Annotated in this window: 20 protein-coding genes; 4 read left to right on the top strand and 16 right to left on the bottom strand. The window is 65.7% G+C overall.

All coding sequences use genetic code 11. From position 1 onward, the window contains the following. Positions 1-72 precede the first annotated feature (72 nt). Positions 73-693, bottom strand: a complete 621-nt coding sequence (locus ACQP0C_RS10435) for a TetR/AcrR family transcriptional regulator (protein ID WP_433732733.1) — start codon at positions 691-693, stop codon at positions 73-75. Between the two features lie 92 nt (positions 694-785). Between ACQP0C_RS10435 and ACQP0C_RS10430 the strand changes: the two genes are divergently transcribed. Further along, a complete protein-coding gene (locus ACQP0C_RS10430) occupies positions 786-1505 on the top strand; it encodes an SDR family oxidoreductase (protein ID WP_433732732.1) in 720 nt (239 codons plus the stop codon). A 139-nt stretch (positions 1506-1644) separates the two neighbouring features. On the opposite strand, the gene ACQP0C_RS10425 is transcribed toward ACQP0C_RS10430, so the two are convergent. Together ACQP0C_RS10425 and ACQP0C_RS10420 are read right to left on the bottom strand one after the other, a co-directional pair. After that, entirely contained in the window at positions 1645-1791 is a 147-nt protein-coding gene (locus ACQP0C_RS10425; RefSeq protein ID WP_433732731.1) for a DUF1059 domain-containing protein, read from the bottom strand. 284 nt (positions 1792-2075) lie between these two features. After that, positions 2076-2225: a hypothetical protein gene (locus ACQP0C_RS10420; RefSeq protein WP_433732730.1), complete on the bottom strand. Its 150-nt coding sequence runs from the start codon at positions 2223-2225 to the stop codon at positions 2076-2078. A gap of 197 nt (positions 2226-2422) precedes the next feature. Between ACQP0C_RS10420 and ACQP0C_RS10415 the strand changes: the two genes are divergently transcribed. After that, positions 2423-3922, top strand: a complete 1500-nt coding sequence (locus ACQP0C_RS10415) for a carboxylesterase/lipase family protein (protein ID WP_433732729.1) — start codon at positions 2423-2425, stop codon at positions 3920-3922. 154 nt (positions 3923-4076) lie between these two features. Here the strand turns inward: ACQP0C_RS10415 and ACQP0C_RS10410 are convergent, their stop codons facing one another. After that, positions 4077-4718 carry a histidine phosphatase family protein gene (locus ACQP0C_RS10410; RefSeq protein ID WP_433732728.1) on the bottom strand — a complete coding sequence of 214 codons (642 nt, stop codon included), beginning with the start codon at positions 4716-4718 and terminating at the stop codon, positions 4077-4079. A 108-nt stretch (positions 4719-4826) separates the two neighbouring features. Continuing rightward, on the bottom strand, positions 4827-5237 hold the full coding sequence (locus ACQP0C_RS10405) for a DUF6223 family protein (RefSeq protein ID WP_433732727.1): 411 nt from the start codon (positions 5235-5237) through the stop codon (positions 4827-4829). Positions 5238-5455: 218 nt separating this feature from the next. On the opposite strand from ACQP0C_RS10405, the gene ACQP0C_RS10400 reads away from it, so the two are divergent. Beyond that, positions 5456-6571 carry a sensor histidine kinase gene (locus ACQP0C_RS10400; RefSeq protein WP_433732726.1) on the top strand — a complete coding sequence of 372 codons (1116 nt, stop codon included), beginning with the start codon at positions 5456-5458 and terminating at the stop codon, positions 6569-6571. Further along, positions 6568-7230 (top strand): response regulator, encoded by a 663-nt coding sequence (locus ACQP0C_RS10395; protein WP_433732725.1) that lies wholly within the window; start codon positions 6568-6570, stop codon positions 7228-7230. Before ACQP0C_RS10400 ends, ACQP0C_RS10395 begins: the two co-directional genes overlap by 4 nt. Positions 7231-7373: 143 nt before the next feature. Here ACQP0C_RS10395 and ACQP0C_RS10390 read toward each other — a convergent pair whose 3' ends face one another. The 11 genes from ACQP0C_RS10390 to ACQP0C_RS10340 all read right to left on the bottom strand — a co-directional run bounded on the left by ACQP0C_RS10390 (position 7374) and on the right by ACQP0C_RS10340 (position 16146). Next, entirely contained in the window at positions 7374-8030 is a 657-nt protein-coding gene (locus ACQP0C_RS10390) for a TMEM175 family protein (protein WP_433732724.1), read from the bottom strand. 85 nt (positions 8031-8115) lie between these two features. Then, positions 8116-8280, bottom strand: a complete 165-nt coding sequence (locus tag ACQP0C_RS10385) for a hypothetical protein (protein WP_433683418.1) — start codon at positions 8278-8280, stop codon at positions 8116-8118. Between the two features lie 80 nt (positions 8281-8360). Then, positions 8361-9188 (bottom strand): 3-oxoacyl-ACP reductase, encoded by an 828-nt coding sequence (locus ACQP0C_RS10380; protein WP_433732723.1) that lies wholly within the window; start codon positions 9186-9188, stop codon positions 8361-8363. Continuing rightward, positions 9139-10497 (bottom strand): aldehyde dehydrogenase family protein, encoded by a 1359-nt coding sequence (locus ACQP0C_RS10375; protein ID WP_433732722.1) that lies wholly within the window; start codon positions 10495-10497, stop codon positions 9139-9141. The genes ACQP0C_RS10380 and ACQP0C_RS10375 overlap by 50 nt, the downstream gene beginning before the upstream one ends. Next, positions 10494-11234 (bottom strand): gamma-glutamyl-gamma-aminobutyrate hydrolase family protein, encoded by a 741-nt coding sequence (locus tag ACQP0C_RS10370; protein WP_433732721.1) that lies wholly within the window; start codon positions 11232-11234, stop codon positions 10494-10496. Before ACQP0C_RS10370 ends, ACQP0C_RS10375 begins: the two co-directional genes overlap by 4 nt. Further along, entirely contained in the window at positions 11215-12579 is a 1365-nt protein-coding gene (locus ACQP0C_RS10365) for a glutamine synthetase family protein (protein ID WP_433732720.1), read from the bottom strand. The genes ACQP0C_RS10370 and ACQP0C_RS10365 overlap by 20 nt, the downstream gene beginning before the upstream one ends. A gap of 589 nt (positions 12580-13168) precedes the next feature. Then, the gene (locus ACQP0C_RS10360) at positions 13169-13507 is read right to left on the bottom strand and encodes a hypothetical protein (protein ID WP_433732719.1); all 339 of its coding nucleotides are present in this window, start codon (positions 13505-13507) and stop codon (positions 13169-13171) included. Beyond that, a complete protein-coding gene (locus tag ACQP0C_RS10355) occupies positions 13507-13800 on the bottom strand; it encodes a hypothetical protein (RefSeq protein WP_433732718.1) in 294 nt (97 codons plus the stop codon). Before ACQP0C_RS10355 ends, ACQP0C_RS10360 begins: the two co-directional genes overlap by 1 nt. Before the next feature lie 89 nt (positions 13801-13889). Then, positions 13890-14576, bottom strand: a complete 687-nt coding sequence (locus ACQP0C_RS10350; RefSeq protein ID WP_433732717.1) for an AAA family ATPase — start codon at positions 14574-14576, stop codon at positions 13890-13892. Further along, positions 14573-15187, bottom strand: a complete 615-nt coding sequence (locus ACQP0C_RS10345) for a 3'-5' exonuclease (RefSeq protein ID WP_433732716.1) — start codon at positions 15185-15187, stop codon at positions 14573-14575. The genes ACQP0C_RS10350 and ACQP0C_RS10345 overlap by 4 nt, the downstream gene beginning before the upstream one ends. Continuing rightward, positions 15184-16146 carry a radical SAM protein gene (locus ACQP0C_RS10340; protein WP_433732715.1) on the bottom strand — a complete coding sequence of 321 codons (963 nt, stop codon included), beginning with the start codon at positions 16144-16146 and terminating at the stop codon, positions 15184-15186. The genes ACQP0C_RS10345 and ACQP0C_RS10340 overlap by 4 nt, the downstream gene beginning before the upstream one ends. Positions 16147-16251: the final 105 nt, after the last annotated feature.

The following is a 16251-nucleotide window of genomic DNA, read 5'->3' as shown; positions in this document are numbered from 1 at the left end:
GGCGTAAGGTGTCTCGCGTCACACTGCTTCACCCAGTGTCATCACACGAGGTTTCGCTCCGGTTACGCTCCGTTAAATCTGGATCTCGCGACGGGCGCGCCCCGGCGTGTTCGGCGCGAGCATGGTGGCGATGCCGGTCGTGACATTCTTCGCGAGTGCGGCGTTCACCGGCGCGTGATGACCGAGCAGTCGGTACCACATCGCGCCGAAGGCGAAATCCACCACTAGATCCAGCGGGACCGCCTCGGTCAGCGTTCCCGCGTCGACACCCCGCTGGAGCAGTGCGCGCAGGGCCGCTCGGCGCGGGCCGATCACGGCCTCCTGAAGTCGATCCGACAGGTTGCTATCGCGCTGCGCGTCCGCCATCAGGCCGACCAGCGCCTGACCCGTGACCTTCCGCGCGAGTTCGAAAGTGGCCGTCAGCAGCCGCTCGAGCGCACCGAGCACATCGGCGGTCTCGTCCGGAACCCGCAATTCCGCATGCTCATCGCCCAAGCCGATCAGCGCCTCGATCAGAATCGACGCCTTGTCCGGCCACCAGCGGTAGACCGTCTGCCTGCCCACCCCGGCCCCGTCCGCGATGGCCTTGATGGTCAGGTCCTGGTAGCCGTCCCGCTCGCAGAGTTCCAGCGCCGTGCGCAGGATGGCGCGCCTGGCGTCCTCGCTGCGGGGTCGCCCCCGGGTTCCTGTCATGCACGTCACTTTACAAGACACGATGCCTCGAATATATTAACGAGGCACGATGGTTCGAAAATCATCGTGGTTGGAACTTTCAGGAGGATGTTGTGAGCAACAAAGTCGTCATCGTGGGCGGAACCTCTGGAATCGGCCTGGCGACCGCTCGCCGACTGGCCAAGAACGGCGCGCAAGTCGTCATCGCCGGACGCAACGAGGAACGACTCACCGCCGCCCTGGCGGAACTGGGCCCCGAAGTCACCGGCAAGGTGGTGGACGCACGGAACGAAGGTGAACTGGCCCAACTGTTTTCGGAGGTCGGCCCGGTCGACCACGTCGTGGTGACGGTCACCGGCCCCTCCGGAACGACCCCGTTCCGCGAACTCCGCCTGGACCACCTGCAGACCCATGTCTCCGGCAAACTGCTGCCGCATGTCGCCACGATTCAGGCGGCACTGCCGCATCTGGCGCCCGGCGGCTCCATCACAGTGGTCTCCGCGGCATCCGCGGGCGGCTCGATGCCGACAACCGCAGCGCTGGCCGCCGTCAATGCCGGTGTCGAGGCGATCGTCCCGGTACTCGCGGTCGAATTGGCGCCAGTACGGGTGAACGCCGTGTCACCGGGTGTCATCGATACCGAATGGTGGAACTTCCTGCCCGACGACGCCCGCGCCGAGGTGTTCGCCGGAATCGCCGCGCAGACTCCGGTCGGCCGGATCGGCAGCGCCGACGATATCGCCCAGGCCATCGAATTCCTGGTCAGCAATGGCTTCACCACCGGCATCGTGGTCCGCGTCGACGGCGGCGCGCGCCTGGGCTCGCCCCAGTAGGTCAATAGGTGTGAGAAGTATTCCGATTCGGCGGAAATGACCTACCCCACACGGCTTTTCGTCACGACACCTGCCCGTCCACCATCACATATGGTGGCGCGCAGGTGTGCGGCGACGAAAAGCCGTGTGTGGTGGTGACTCAGTAAGCGATGAACAAGATCTGGTCGCGGGAGTATTCGTGTCCCGGATGCTTCTCGGCCAGATGCGCTTGCGTCTTCGAGACCAGGTCGTCCTCGTCCGTCCCGACGATGTGTTCGCCACAGGGGCAGTTCAGATTTCGCTTCATCAGCGGTCCTTCCTTCTCGCCCGCCAGTCTAGGCACGCCGTCGGTCGGTGCGACCGGACGGGGCGTCATCCGCACCCGGGTCTCCCTCCGGTCGAGTCGGAGCTACTCGCGGCGCTCAGCCCGCAATGATCGCCTCGCACTTGTCGAAGCCGCGCTGCATCGGCTTCAACAACAGCCCGGCCTCCTCCTTCAACCACACCAGCTCCGGTTCGTCGCATGCCGACCACATGCGGCACGTCGGACTTCAAGTTGCCGCCCTTCCTCGCCGTCGCGTCGATACGCGCTCAGTCGTCCAGGCCGACGTAGCGGTCGATGATCGGGAAGGCGACCCGCTCCTTATCGGCGATGTGCTCGGGCAGCAGCGCGTGTGCGGCACTGAGCGTTTCGGCGAGTCCCGCCGCGGCTGTCCGCTTGTCTTCAGCCGCGGCGAACACCGCTGATGACGCCGCATCGCGGACTTGTCCTGAGCCACATGGGATCCAAGCGGTCACGACCGAGCCCGATACGCCGAACGAAACCCGCTCGCTCGGGCACGGCTGTTCGCTCTAGCGTTCTCCGCGGGCCGCTGATCGCACCCTGTCACCGCGTCGGGTACACAGCGGCCGGTCGAGGCAGTTGAAACCACACGGAAGTGAGCGCGCGAGTGAATACCGGACCCGAAATCCGCACTACTGCTGGAATTGTGCTGGGCAGGTGGGAGAACGCCACTGCAGTATTCCGGGGTATCCCTTACGCCCAGCCGCCGTTCGGTGCGCTGCGGTTCATGGCGCCCGTCCGGGCGCAGTCGTGGGACGGCGTCCGAAACGCGTTGGAGTTCGGTCCGCCAGTTCCTCAGGCTGGTTTCGCGATGTCGTCAGTGGCCGGCGGCGCCGGTGATCGAGCCACCGACTGCCTGACGCTCAATGTCTGGACCCCCGACCCCGGTGCTGCCGGGCTGCCGGTGATGGTGTGGATCCATGGGGGCGGCTACCAGGAGGGCAGCTCCGCCAACCCGCACGCCGACGGGGCAACTCTGGCCGGATCGGGTGTGGTGGTGGTCAGTCTGAACTATCGCGTCGGGGTGGAGGGTTTCGCCCACATCGTCGGAGCCCCGGCCAACCGCGGCATCCTCGATCAGGCTGCCGCCCTGCGGTGGGTTCAGGACAATATCGCTGCCTTCGGCGGGGATCCGGGCAATGTCACCGTCTTCGGCCAGTCCGCCGGCGCGGGATGCATCGCCGCTCTGCTCGCCATGCCGACAGCCGCCGGGCTGTTCCGCCGTGCCATCCCGCAGAGTGTGCCGGGCACCTTCTTCTCCCCACAGCTCGCTGCCGCGATCTCCGGGGCGATCGCGGCCGAAGTCGGTGCGCGGGCCAGCGTCGAGGAGTTGGCCGGCATCGCCCCGCGTGCGCTGGTCGACGCCAAGGACACGGTCCTGGAAAAGATGCCCGAGTTCGTCGAGACGTGGGGGCCCATGGCGTTGACGCCATCACCGTTCTCACCTGTCGTCGACGGTGACGTCCTGCCCGAGGCGCCGTGGCAGGCACTCGCCGCTGGCGCCGCACGAGACATCGACCTGCTCGTAGGACATACCCGGGACGAATACCGGCTGTTCAACACCCAACTCGGCACCGAAATGACCGACGAACAGGTGGACACCACCCTCGAGTGGCTCGCACCCGGCCGCGATTACCGCACCTTCTACCCCGAGGCCACCCCCGCCCAGTTGTACGAACTCGTGCACGCTGACTGGCTGTTCCGCATGCCCACCCTGCATCTCGCCCACGCTCAGCATGCGGGGGGCGGACCCGCCTGGCTCTACGAATTGTGCTGGAGTTTCAACCACGAACAGGGCGCTTCCCACAGCCTCGACTTCCTGCTCGTGTTCGGCACACTGCACCCCGACGATGTACGCAAACACCGGTCCGCGTATCCGGACGCTGCGCACCAGGTCACCGCCATCTCCCACCGCATGCGAACCGACTGGCTGAACTTCGCCGCCAACGGAAACCCGGGCTGGTCCCGCTACCACCCGGTCACCCGCTCCACCCGCGTCTACACCGCCGAACCGACCACCCAGCCATACCCCGAGGAACCCTCTCGCCGCATCTGGTCCACCCATCAATTCGACACCCTGTACCTGACGCGCTGAAGTTGGCCGAGGGAGAAGTCGAGCCGAGATTCCGCTTCCGCCAAGTCCGTATCGGTTACGGGCGCGAGTAAGGACCCTCGTGGCGGACCCGCGCCGAAATCCGGGCCAGCAACACCGTGTAGTCGGTCATGCCCTACATCATCGGATATCGCCATCACCAGCCAGCACCGTCCTCGCCCTCACTCGGCGCGGACACCGGCCACGCTGAGCAGCGCCAGGAACTGCCATCCCATTCCACGAGAAACGGCTCGGCATGCGGCAGCGGCTTTCTCCAGACTCGTAAGCCGAGACCACAAAGCTGTGCCAACGCGACGGTCAGGCTGGCAACATGGCCGACGACAGCGACGGTCTCGCCGGGGTGAGCAGCCGCGAGGTGCCGGAAGACGGCTGACATGCGGGCGATGACCTCTCGTCCCGACTCACCATCCGCGACCCGCTGCTCGAGATCGCCCGCGACGACCCATGCGCGCAAGACGTCCGCGGTCCGCTCCCGCGCCGCCAGATCCGTGGCACCCTCGTCCGCGCCGATACCGACCTCGGCCAGATCATCTACCGCAACGAGGCCGCACCCACGCGATGCGAGAGCAGCGGCGGTCTGCCGTGCACGAAGCGCCGTACTGGAATAGATCCGGACGATCGGCTCACCGTCCAAACCACGCGCCGCCGCAGCCGCTTGGCAATGCCCACGCTCGGTCAGCGGTGCCCCGGGCACGACTCCGGCGACACCGGCGATGACGTTCTCCGATTCGGCGTGCCGCAGGCACCACACCCGGACTCGAGTGATCGGTGAATCCATCCTCCACATCGTAATCTGCTTGTTGCCAACGGATTCCGTCGAAGCCGCAATGAGGTGTTGCTGGCTGGTGTACTGCCCGCCACCCGCTGAATCCCACCGGCTTTGCGGTTATCCGGTGCGTCGAGAGCGGGCCAGAGCGAGCCCGCCGAGGACCGTGCTGATCAGCCCCACCACCAACGCAACGTAGGCGCCACCCAGACCGTTGCCGGTGCCGATGCCGCCCTTGGCGGTGGCCGCGACGAGCCCACCGAGGGCCACGCTGACCAGTCCCGCTGCCAGGGCCACGATGGCGGCTTTCGCGCGGTTGCCGATCCGGTCGGCGCGGGCCAGGGTCACGCCGCCGATGATCACACCGACCAGCCCTACCAGGGCGGCTGTGCTGGCCCCGATTCGCCCGGCGCTCAGGGTGTAAACGCTGGCGGCGGCCGGTTGGACGGAGGCGTGCGCGACCGCCGGTGTGGCGAGCGAGAAGCTTGCGAGGAGGGTGGCCGCGGCGGCGCGTGGCAGCGGGATGGACATGAGGTGCTCCTTGTCATCGGTCCAGTGGACGTAGCCTGAGCCTGCCCGTCCGGCCTGCCTCCGGTCGTCGTGCGGACGTCGGCAATTCACGCTGCGGCCGATGCGGTGGTCGACTACCGCGGCCGCGGCAGGAGCGGCGGAAGTACCGCGCATGCGGTAGGCGGCCATTCGTCTGTCGGCACGAGTCGCCCGCGCGCACATCGGGTTAGGGTGCAGTCATGAGTTGGGGTCGGACCGGCGTCGGAGATCGAGCGGTGGCCGTCGGCGCAATGGCGATCCTGCTCGTCGCCGCGCTGTCCGGGCAGCGCCCACCCACCGATCTCGCCCCGCTGGGTTACCTGCTGTTGACAGTCGGTGGTCTGGCACTGGCCGCATACCGTTGGGCTCCGGTCACTGTGCTGGCCGTGACCGGGTTGTGCGTACTCGGTTATCAAGCAATCGGTTTCGATGTCCCCGCTGTCGCGTATCTGTTCGCGGTGTACGGCACGGTGCGGGCGGGACATCGGGTAGTCGCGGTCGCGGGTTCGGTCGTCATGGTGGCGACGCTTCCGCTCGCAATCCTTGCCGCTCACCCTGATCGGCCGGTCGGCGAGGCGTTCGGACAGGGGCGGGACGCGCTCCAAATCGCCTGGCTGATCGCGGCAGGCGCAGCGGGTGAGGCGCTGCGGCAGGCCGAGCGCCGAGCCGATGAGGCCGAGCGCACCCGCGAGGAGACCGCGCGGCGTCGCGCCGACGAGGAGCGGCTGCACATCGCGCGGGAGCTGCATGATTCGCTCACGCACCAGATTTCGGTCATCAAGGTGCAGTCCGAGGCGGCTGTGCATGTGGCGCGCAAGCGCGGCGAAGCGGTGCCGGACTCGCTGCTGGCGATCCGGGATGCCGGTCGCGAGGCCGCACGGGAACTACGCACGACCCTGGAGGCGCTGCGTGACGACGGGAAGAGCCAGCGGCACGGGCTCGCCGACGTCCCGGGCCTGGTGGAACGCGCCCGCGCAACAGGTCTGGACGCGACGCTGACGATCGATGGACAATGCCAGGATCTGCCGACAGCGCTGGACCGCACCGTCTTCCGCATCGTTCAGGAGTCGCTGACCAACATCGCCCGCCACGCTGCCGCGGCGACGGCGTCGGTCCGGATCGACTACCGTCCTGACGCTCTGGTCATACGGGTCGATGACGACGGCAAGGCCACTGCGGACGCTGCGCCGGTGCCGGGTGTCGGGCTGCTCGGGATGCGTGAACGAGTCACCGCTCTCGGCGGTCACCTGCTGGCGGCTCCGCGCAGCCAGGGCGGCTTCTCCGTACACGCCGAACTTCCCATGGACAGAGCATGATTCGTGTCCTGCTGGTCGACGACCAGCCGCTCATTCGCAGCGGATTCCGCGCACTTCTCGACCTCGAGGACGACATCGTGGTGGTGGCCGAGGCCGCCGACGGAAGCGAAGCCGTGGCGCTGGTCGGCAAGCACCTGCCCGATATCGCGCTCATCGATATTCAGATGCCGATCGTCGATGGCATCGAGGCGACCCGGCGCATTGCCGCGGATCCGGATCTGGCCGGGGTACACGTCGTCATCCTGACCAACTATGGCTTGGACGAATATGTCTTCCACGCATTGCGCGCGGGCGCGGCCGGTTTTCTCGTCAAGGACATCCAGCCCGAAGACTTCCTCCATTCGATCCGTGTCGCCGCACGCGGCGATGCCCTACTCGCGCCGTCGATCACGCGTCGGCTGATCAACCGGTATGTGGCCCAACCGCTCGACACCGGCACCCGCACAGGGCTGGATGAACTGACCAACCGCGAACGCGAGGCCGTAGTCCTGGTCGCGCACGGTCTGTCCAATGACGAGATCGCCGAGCGCTTGGTCATCAGCCCACTGACCGCGAAGACTCATATCAACCGGGCCATGACCAAGCTGCATGCCCGCGACCGGGCCCAACTCGTCGTTCTCGCTTACGAATCCGGCTTGGTGGTCCCCCGCAACTCCTGATCTACCAGCCTGCACATGCGCCATTGTGCGCCATGGCCACTCGCATCCGACCCCAACGGTGAGCAGCCGCTACTTCTCAACAGCCTGCGACCCAGCCGAACGACCCGCTGCATCATGCTCGTGGTCGATGTATGTCTGCGAACCTATTCGGAGTCGTCGGCCGACTGCTTCGACCAGCCCTGGCTGGTGATGGCGTAGAAGATTGCCACGAGCAAATACAAGATCAGGGCTACGACGGGCCAGAAAAGACCGATCGCTATGCACACGGCGTAAATGAGGATGCCCGGGTAGGCGCGGGTGGCTTCGCGGCGGGCGAAGGCGGCGTCGAAGCCGGGTTCGAAGAGTTCGGGGCGGTGGACCAGGCGCCACCACATGGGAGCCCAGGGGACGGTCATGATGACACCGGCGATGCCGTAGACGGCGGCGGCCGCGGCGGCGTCGCGTTGTTCGCCGTGCACCACGTATTCGGCGAGAAGACCGGTGGGGAATGGTAGTACGGAGACGCCGAGCAGCAGCATCAGGTTCCACCAGCGGATGACGTGGTCGAGGTGGCGCAGGCGGCCGAAGAACGAGTGATGGTTCAACCAGATGATGCCGATGGTCAGGAATGAAGCCAGGTAGGCCACGTAGGACGGCCAGATGTGGCCGAGTGCTTCGAGCAGATGGCCCGGCTCGTGCTCGGGTACCCGAATCTCCAGGATCAGCAAGGTGATTGCGATGGCCATCACGCCATCGCTGAACGCTTCCACCCGGGCGGTCCCCGATAGTTGCGCGTTCGGGATCTGCCCGTCGTCGACCATGAGTGCAGGGTAACGCCCCGGGCGCTACCCTGCTCCGACTATCGCTGTGGGCTTAGCGCCGTCATGGATCGGGCGCTACGCGTGCTCAGTTCCCTTGCTCCGGCTGCGGATACGCCCCGGGCGCACTGCCGTCGGAGCGGCTGAACACGGGACGGAAATCCGCGCCGACGGTCTCGGCTTGTACCGACGGCTCCGTCGACAGGGCGTCGTGACTGAACAGCCCGGGCGATCGCCCATCTTCCGTACTCATCTCACGAGCCTCCTTCTGATCGGCGACCAATGGCGAATCCTGGCTTACTGCTCAGGAGTCCGCCCGAGTCAACCGTACCTTCACAATGGTGTGACATACGCGCCGGAGATGCCGCCGTCCACCAGGAACTGCGATGCGGTGATGAACGAGGAGTCGTCGCTGGCCAGAAATGCCACGGCGGCGGCGATTTCCTCCGGCTCGGCGAAGCGGCCGACGGGGATGTGCACCAGGCGGCGCGCGGCGCGTTCGGGATCCTTGGCGAACAGCTCCTGCAGCAGCGGGGTGTTCACCGGTCCGGGGCACAGCGCGTTGACCCGAATTCCGTTGCGGGCGAACTGCACTCCGAGTTCCCGGCTCATCGACAGCACGCCGCCCTTGGACGCGGTGTAGGAGATCTGCGAGGTCGCGGCTCCCATGACGGCGACGAAGGACGCGGTATTGATCACCGAGCCCTTCCCACGCTCGAGCATATGCTCGATGGCGTACTTGCTGCACAGATACACCGAGGTCAGATTGACCTCCTGCACCCGACGCCAGGCCTCGATGCCGGTGGTGAGGATCGAATCGTCTTCCGGCGGTGAGATTCCCGCATTGTTGAAGGCGATATCGAGTCCGCCATAGGTGTCGACGGCGGTCTGGAACAGGTCCCGCACCTGGGCCTCGTCGGTGACGTCGACCTTCACGAACAAGCCGCCCACCTCGGTGGCCGCGGCCTGTCCCGCGGCGGTGTCGATATCGGCGACAACCACCTTGGCACCCTCGGCGGCGAACCGGCGCACCGTGGCGAGGCCGATACCGCTCCCGCCACCGGTGATCACCGCGACTCGATCCTGTAAGCGCTGCAACACATCTCCTTGATCAGTTGGCGATGAAGACGTTCTTGGTCTCGGTAAAGGCAAGTGCCGCATCGGGTCCGAGTTCGCGTCCGAGGCCGGACTGTTTGAATCCGCCGAACGGCGTCCAATACCGCACCGAGGAATGCGAATTCACCGACAGATTCCCGGCTTCCACGCCACGGGACACCCGCAGTGCCCGGCCCACGTCATTGGTCCAGATGGAGCCGGACAGGCCGTATTCGGTGTCATTGGCGATACGGATCGCATCGGCCTCGTCCTCGAACGCGACGACCGCGACAACCGGACCGAACACCTCCTCGGTGAGCAGGCGATCCGAGGGCGCCTCGGGCAGCACAACCGTTGGCGGATACCAGAATCCGGGCCCATCGGGTTGGCTGCCGGTGAACGCCACCTTGGTCGACGGTTCGATGAACGAGGCGACCCTGGCACGGTGCGACGCCGAGATCAACGGCCCCATTTCGGTGGCCTCGTCCGCCGGATCGCCGACCCGCACCCCGCGCACCGCTGGTTCCAGCAATTCGAGGAATCGGTCGAAGACGCTGCGCTGCACCAGGATTCGTGATCGTGCACAGCAATCCTGTCCGGCATTGTCGAACACACCGTAGGGCGCGGTCGCCGCCGCCCGCTCCAGATCGGCATCGGCGAATACGATATTCGCGCTCTTACCGCCCAGTTCGAGGGTGACCCGCTTCACCTGGCGCGCACATCCGGCCATGATCTCCTTGCCCACCTCGGTGGACCCGGTGAACACCACCTTGCGCACGGCGGGATGGGTCACGAACCGCTGCCCGACCACCGCCCCCTTACCCGGCAGAACCTGGAAAACACCGTCCGGCAGACCGGCTTCCAGCGCGAGCTCGCCCAGTCGGACAGCGGTGAGCGGAGTCAGTTCGGCGGGCTTGAGCACGACGGTATTTCCGGCGGCGAGAGCGGGTCCGAAGCCCCATGCCGCGATCGGCATCGGGAAGTTCCACGGCACGATCACCCCGACCACGCCGAGTGGTTCGTGGAAGGTGATATCGACCCCGCCCGCGACCGGAATCTGGCTGCCCAGCAGCCGTTCCGGGATTCCGGCGGCGAAATGCAGCACATCGCGGACATTGCCCGCCTCCCAGCGCGCATTCCCGATGGTGTGCCCGGCGTTGGCGACCTCCAATTGCGCCAGCTGCTCGAGATTCGCGTCGACGGCCTCGGCGAATCGGCGCAGCAACCGGGCCCGATCACCCGGCGCGACCTCGCGCCAGCCGACCGCGGCCCGCTGCGCGCGCTCGATGGCCGCATCGGTCTCGTCCGCGCCGACGAGTTCGAGCGTCGTGACGACCTGCTCGGTCGCCGGATTGACCACCTGTGTTGTCGTCACGAATTCCGCTCCCTTCGATAGCTTGCCGCCGCCTCGACCAGTGCCCGCATCAGGCGGGTATCGGTGCCGTCCGCCTCCGGATGCCACTGCACACCCACCAGGAAGGAACCGTCGGTCGTCTCCGCCGCCTCGATGGTGCCGTCCGGCGCGTGCGCGGTTGCGACCAGGCTCTCGGCCAGGATGGCGACGGCCTGGTGATGGTGACAGCTCGCCTTCACATCCGGTCCGGCAATGGCAGCGACCCGGCTGCCCGGCACGGTCGACACCTTGGTCGTGTGGAAACCGCCGGGTGTACCGGAATGGTCGTCGTTGCCGAGCAGATCCGGCAGGTGCTGGATCAAGGTGCCGCCGAATGCGACATTGACCAATTGCAGACCGCGGCAGATCGCGAGGATCGGCAGACCGGCCGCACGCGCCAGCGCGAGCAGCCCGAATTCGGACTCGTCACGGTCGGCTTTGAGCGGGCCGAGCGCGGCATCCGGCGGCGCGCCATAGCGCGCAGGATCGACATCGGCGCCGCCGGTCAGCACCAATCCGTCGAGCCGATCCACCAGCTCCGGACGTGCCACTGCGGCGGGTGGCAGCAGCACCGGAATACCGCCCGCGCGCTCCACCATCCGCACATAGCTGTGCGCGAGCACCGCGCTTTCCACATCCCAGGTGCCGAACCGAGCCTGTTCCACGTAGGTCGGCAGGCCGATGACCGGACGGATCTGCTCAGAGCCGTTCGAAACCACGGATTCGCTCCCAATCGGTGACCGCGGCGTCGAAGGCGTCCAGCTCGACCTGTGCCGCATTCCGATAATGGTCCACCACGTCGTCGCCGAACGCTGTTCGTGCCACCTTGCTCTCGCCGAACAATTGCGCCGCTTCCCGCAGGGTACGCGGCACCCGCGGACGCTGGGACAGGTAGGCGTTGCCATGGAACTCCGGTTCCAGCGCAAGCCGGTGCTCGATCCCGTGCAAACCGGCCGCGATGGTGGCGGCCACCGCCAGATATGGATTCACATCACCGCCCGGGATCCGGTTCTCCATGCGCAGCGACTGTCCCTCGCCGACCACCCGCAGCGCACAGGTCCGGTTATCGCGTCCCCAGGCCAAGGCGGTGGGCGCGAAACTGCCGGGCACGAATCGCTTGTAGGAGTTGATATTCGGCGCGAGCAGATAGGTGAATTCGCGCAGGCAATCCAGCTGTCCCGCGAGGAAATGCCGCATGAGCGAGGAGGTTCCGTGCGGTCCGTCACCCGCGAAGACCGCCGCCCCCGAATCGGCACGCAGACTCACATGGATGTGACACGAATTGCCTTCGCGCTCATTGTATTTCGCCATGAAGCTGAGACTGCGTCCGTCCTGGGCGGCGATCTCCTTGGCGCCGTTCTTGTAGATGCTGTGGTTGTCACAGGTCACCAGCGCCTCGTCATAGCGGAACGCGATCTCGTGCTGCCCGGGATTGCATTCCCCCTTGGCCGACTCGACATACATGCCCGCACCCGCCATGTCATTGCGAATGCGACGCAGCAAGGGCTCTGTGCGCGCGGTCCCCAGCATCGAATAGTCGACGTTGTACTGGTTCGCGGGCCGCAGGTCGCGATAGCCGGAGTTCCACGCGTCCTCGTAGCTGTCCTCGAAGACCAGGAACTCGAGTTCGGTGCCGACATAGGCCCGCAGCCCGCGCTCGGCCAGTCGGTCCAACTGTGCCCGCAATATCTGCCGCGGCGATACCGTGACCGGCTTGTTCGCCGGTTCCACCTGCTCGACATCACAGAGCACGAGCGCGGTACCCGGCTGCCACGGCACCAGCCGCAAGGTACTCAGATCCGGGCGCAAGACGAAGTCGCCGTATCCGGTGTCCCACGACGAGATCGCATAGCCGTCGACCGTTGTCATATCGACATCGACGGCGAGCAGATAGTTACATGCCTCCGTCGCGTGGCCGACCACTTCGTCCAGGAAAAACCTTGCCGCACAACGCTTTCCCTGCAATCGCCCCTGCATATCGGTCATCGCGACCAGCACCGTGTCGATCTCCCCCACTTCGACGAGCCCGCGCAACTGCCCCAGCTCCAGCATCCCCGTACGCATCATGGACCCCTCTCGGCAGCAACCGTGCCAACGCTAGAGCAAAACGGACGACCGCGTGCTGTGACACACAAAACCCGATGGTCGGTTGGTGTTGAATGGCCTGGTGGAGGACGTGCTGGCCGCGGTGGCGGCCATGTAGCTGATCGTGCCCCGCGCGCACCGGCACGACCTGCACTGGAATGAATCCTGGGTCTTGCGGGTGGCCTGGGACCTGGTCGAGACCCGCACTACGCGCCGCCTGCAGCAACTGGCGTTCCACCGACACCGACTTGGACCGAATCTACGAGCGATCATCACCTCCTGCACCAGCCTCGACAAACCAGACGATTAGATGACGTGCCGGGCCTGAGGGCGGAATACTTCCGCCCAATACTCATGTCGAATTGCGTCCCAAAGCCGCGACAGCTCGGGGAACCGCTCGCGCATCTGCGCCAGGTCGGGAGCGGCAGCCGGACTGAACGAGACCAAAGGCTTCGAGTCGGACCCGTTGCATACCAGCATCATTCGAATACCGAGGTGGTCGATCCGCCACTCGGCGAACCAACCGTCGACCTCGGTGCGATATTCGTCCGTCCGGCCACCGTGTCCCCTAGCGGGTATGCGCATCGCCTCGGTTGTGCGCCGGTGCCACCAACTCAGCGAGCTTGTCCAATACCTCACGTAACGTCCCAATCGTGGGGCCGCCGGGCGGCGGTGCGCCGATCTGTGCCGATGCCGGATACCCGATACCTCTCGCGGCGGCGCGCTCGCGGGGGCTCAAAGTCGGTGGCGCGAGTCGGCCAGCATCGACCAGCGTGTAGTACGCCGCCGCTTTCCATACACAGCGATTCACCCGGCAGTCACGGTGCTCGCGCATCTGCTCGTGCGCCAATTCGATATCGGCGCAACCGCACACCTCCGGCGGTGTCACGATCATGTTCTCGCGCATTACGCCACCCCGGACTCGGCCGATACCGATTTCGCGGCCCGTGCCCACGTGGTCGCGGGACATACCGTTTCGAGGTCGAAGTCGTCACATATCCGCGCCGGTCGGTTGTCGACATGGGCAAGGTCGTAGGCCACGATCGCCACTACGTCGAGCCCGGCCGCGATACCGAGGCCGTACCCGATGGGGTCCGGAATGTCCTGCGGGGGCCGCACGGTGTACACATGCTGGTAGCCCAGCGCGTGGGCGTGCCGGACGACCGCGAGGGCGTGGCGTGATGCGTGTGGCCCCGACACATCGCTGCGTACGAAGCCGACAGCCTTCGGCCGACCATCTCTGCCGAGAGCAGATGGTGCTGTATTTGGTTCTGGTACTTCTACATTCGTCATCGCTGTGAACCTCGGGTCGATGTCGTGGCTGATTCGAAGCGTTGATGTCCGGTCTCATCACTGGTCCTCAACGCCAGGTCGGATGTGGCGTGGCCCAGTTTTTCGGTGACGAAGTCGAGGACGAGGGCAAGTGCCGTGTCGTGTCCATCGGCGCCCAGTGGCAGCCACGGCAGCGCCAGTTCATGCAAGACCGCCTCGACGTGACGGTCTGCGAGGGTCCGGAACTGGTGGTTACCGTCTCTGACCTTGTCGGTTCCCAGCGGAATGCGTGGGTCGAGCTGAGTGCGAAAGATCAGGTTGTAGCAGTCGCTGTGGGAGCGGGCCAGTGCTTCCAGATAGGCCGATCCGTCGGGGTCGGCCGTATCGCCCCGGTACTCCACGGCGGCCCTGAAGTAACCCAGAGCATCCGGAACAGCGCGGTCCACCAAGACGACATCGGCGTGCAGCCAGGCCTCGAGTTCGTTGCTGATTCCGCGCGTCATGATCCACAGCGTGGATACCCACGTGTGGTTCCACAGGATCGGCAGTCCCATCCGTTGTGCCTGTTCGCCGAGGTCAGCCACGGTGGCGACCTCGAGGCCGGACCTGCGCAGTTCGTGGGCCAGCCGCGCGAGGAATGTGCTCTTACCGGTGGAATGTGTGCCGACCACCGCTATGGTGACCGGCCGCTCGATAGCGCTCACCACAATCCACCTTCCGATTCCGGTATCGGCAGGAACTTCGGCAGGCCCGCCGCCTCGACCACCTCGGGCCAGTCCAAGCCGCCGTCCTCGATCAGCGCGCACAACAATTGCCAGGCCGCCCATGTGTCGTACCTGGCACGGTGGTAGCCCTGTCCGGCTACGGCGGTGTCGAGCTGCCCCCGCTCGATGAGCTTGTCCAGCGCATAGGACTCCAAGCCCTGCCGTACTGTTTTCGCGAGCCGCAAGGTGTCCAGGATGAGCGGCGGATTCCAGTCGGGAAGATGCGCTGCGAGAACCCGCCGCTCGACAGCAGCATTGTGGGCAACCATGATGCGCCCGAACAACATTGAACCGACCTCGTCGGAAAGCTCGTGCCACAGTGGGCAGTCCGCCAGGTCGGCATTGGTGATGCCGTGCACCTTGCGCGTCACGATTGGTGTTACGGGCCGATGTGGCTTGATCAGCCACGACCGCAATGCCTCGGCGGTCACCGCCCCATCGACCGGCAGCACGGCAATCTCGATGATTTCCGGCGGATTTTGTCCGTTGCCCTCCACATCGATCACGACCAACTGTCGGTCGCGCAGGGCATTCGGGAACGGCATCGTCATTGTGTCTCCCTTTTCGAGGGCCAACCGAGGTCGGCGCGGCCGTGGCGCTGGGGGTGGTGCGGATTGTCGATGTCATGGACCTGGTAGCCGTGGCCGTGTTGCATGTAGTAGCGGCGTTGCTCGTCGAGACCGGCCACGACGACAGCACGGTCGTTGATCTCTATGAGCCTGCCGCCCAGCTCATCGGCCAGGTCGGCGGCCTGCCGTTCTTCGGGCCGGTGCCACGCTTGCGCGCACCGTCGCACCTGAGCCGATGGACAGATATCGCATAGTTCTCGGATGCCGTAGTGGCCGTTGTAATCCGCGAGTGCGTGAGCGTAGGCAACAGCACAACTGGTCTTGCGAAATAGCGGCGACTCAGTTCGAGTAGCCTTGGCAGCCTTGAGGATTCGCTGCTCGAGCGCTTCAGGGAACACCTTGCGCCTGACGCCCTCCGAGTAGGGTTCCGGCAGGCCGTGAGCACGGTAGTAGTCGCGAATCTGGTCCTTGAAGAACAGACCAGTGAACACTGTCGCGTGGGCGTAGTGGCTCAGCTCGAACCCTTGCCGCAGGTGGGTCATCGAGTCGTTGAGGCCCGGCACTATCGGCCGCCAGTACAGCACTACACGATAGCGGCTCGCGTGCTCGAACGCGGTCTGCAGCGAATGGGCCGCGATGGCGGAGTCCACCGGCTCGATGCGCGGATCATCGATGCCTGAATGCGTCAACAGCACAGTGACTTTCAGGTTTGTGATCGAGTTCAACACTCCGCAGTCCTCGGGTTCGACACGCCATCGAGTGATCACCAGGACATGGTTGGTCAGGCCCCGCTCATCCAGCAGCTTCAGCACCTGGAAGGTGTGCGGCTTGACCTTCGGCAACATCGGGTCGGTGGCCCGGTTGAGCAGTTGAATCGGTGTGACATGCGGGCGAAAGTAACGATGCTCGGTCAGCAACTCGACTGCTTCCGCATCGCTCACCAGCGCTCGCGGCACCTTCATCTCGAAGTTGTCGAACAGATGTCGCACGCAGTACCCGCAGTCGAGCGGGCACCCAACTATCCAGTTCAGGCTCAGCCCGGACTT

The organism is Nocardia sp. CA-129566, assembly GCF_050956075.1.
Taxonomy (GTDB): Bacteria; Actinomycetota; Actinomycetes; order Mycobacteriales; family Mycobacteriaceae; genus Nocardia.
The sequence above is the reverse complement of the archived record's forward strand: the minus strand, read 5'-3'. Positions and strand labels throughout refer to the sequence as shown.

Excerpts from the sequence above, each read along its gene's own strand:
- ACQP0C_RS10425 (WP_433732731.1), bottom strand. The coding sequence starts at position 1,791 with ATGAAGCGAAATCTGAACTGCCCCTGTGGCGAACACATCGTCGGGACG.
- ACQP0C_RS10395 (WP_433732725.1), top strand. The coding sequence starts at position 6,568 with ATGATTCGTGTCCTGCTGGTCGACGACCAGCCGCTCATTCGCAGCGGA.
- ACQP0C_RS10385 (WP_433683418.1), bottom strand. The coding sequence starts at position 8,280 with ATGAGTACGGAAGATGGGCGATCGCCCGGGCTGTTCAGTCACGACGCC.
- ACQP0C_RS10365 (WP_433732720.1), bottom strand. The coding sequence starts at position 12,579 with ATGCGTACGGGGATGCTGGAGCTGGGGCAGTTGCGCGGGCTCGTCGAA.
- ACQP0C_RS10380 (WP_433732723.1), bottom strand. The coding sequence starts at position 9,188 with ATGCGGCACTTGCCTTTACCGAGACCAAGAACGTCTTCATCGCCAACT.
- ACQP0C_RS10360 (WP_433732719.1), bottom strand. The coding sequence starts at position 13,507 with ATGCGCGAGAACATGATCGTGACACCGCCGGAGGTGTGCGGTTGCGCC.
- ACQP0C_RS10400 (WP_433732726.1), top strand. The coding sequence starts at position 5,456 with ATGAGTTGGGGTCGGACCGGCGTCGGAGATCGAGCGGTGGCCGTCGGC.
- ACQP0C_RS10405 (WP_433732727.1), bottom strand. The coding sequence starts at position 5,237 with ATGTCCATCCCGCTGCCACGCGCCGCCGCGGCCACCCTCCTCGCAAGC.
- ACQP0C_RS10410 (WP_433732728.1), bottom strand. The coding sequence starts at position 4,718 with ATGGATTCACCGATCACTCGAGTCCGGGTGTGGTGCCTGCGGCACGCC.
- ACQP0C_RS10390 (WP_433732724.1), bottom strand. The coding sequence starts at position 8,030 with ATGGTCGACGACGGGCAGATCCCGAACGCGCAACTATCGGGGACCGCC.
- ACQP0C_RS10345 (WP_433732716.1), bottom strand. The coding sequence starts at position 15,187 with ATGACGATGCCGTTCCCGAATGCCCTGCGCGACCGACAGTTGGTCGTG.
- ACQP0C_RS10435 (WP_433732733.1), bottom strand. The coding sequence starts at position 693 with ATGACAGGAACCCGGGGGCGACCCCGCAGCGAGGACGCCAGGCGCGCC.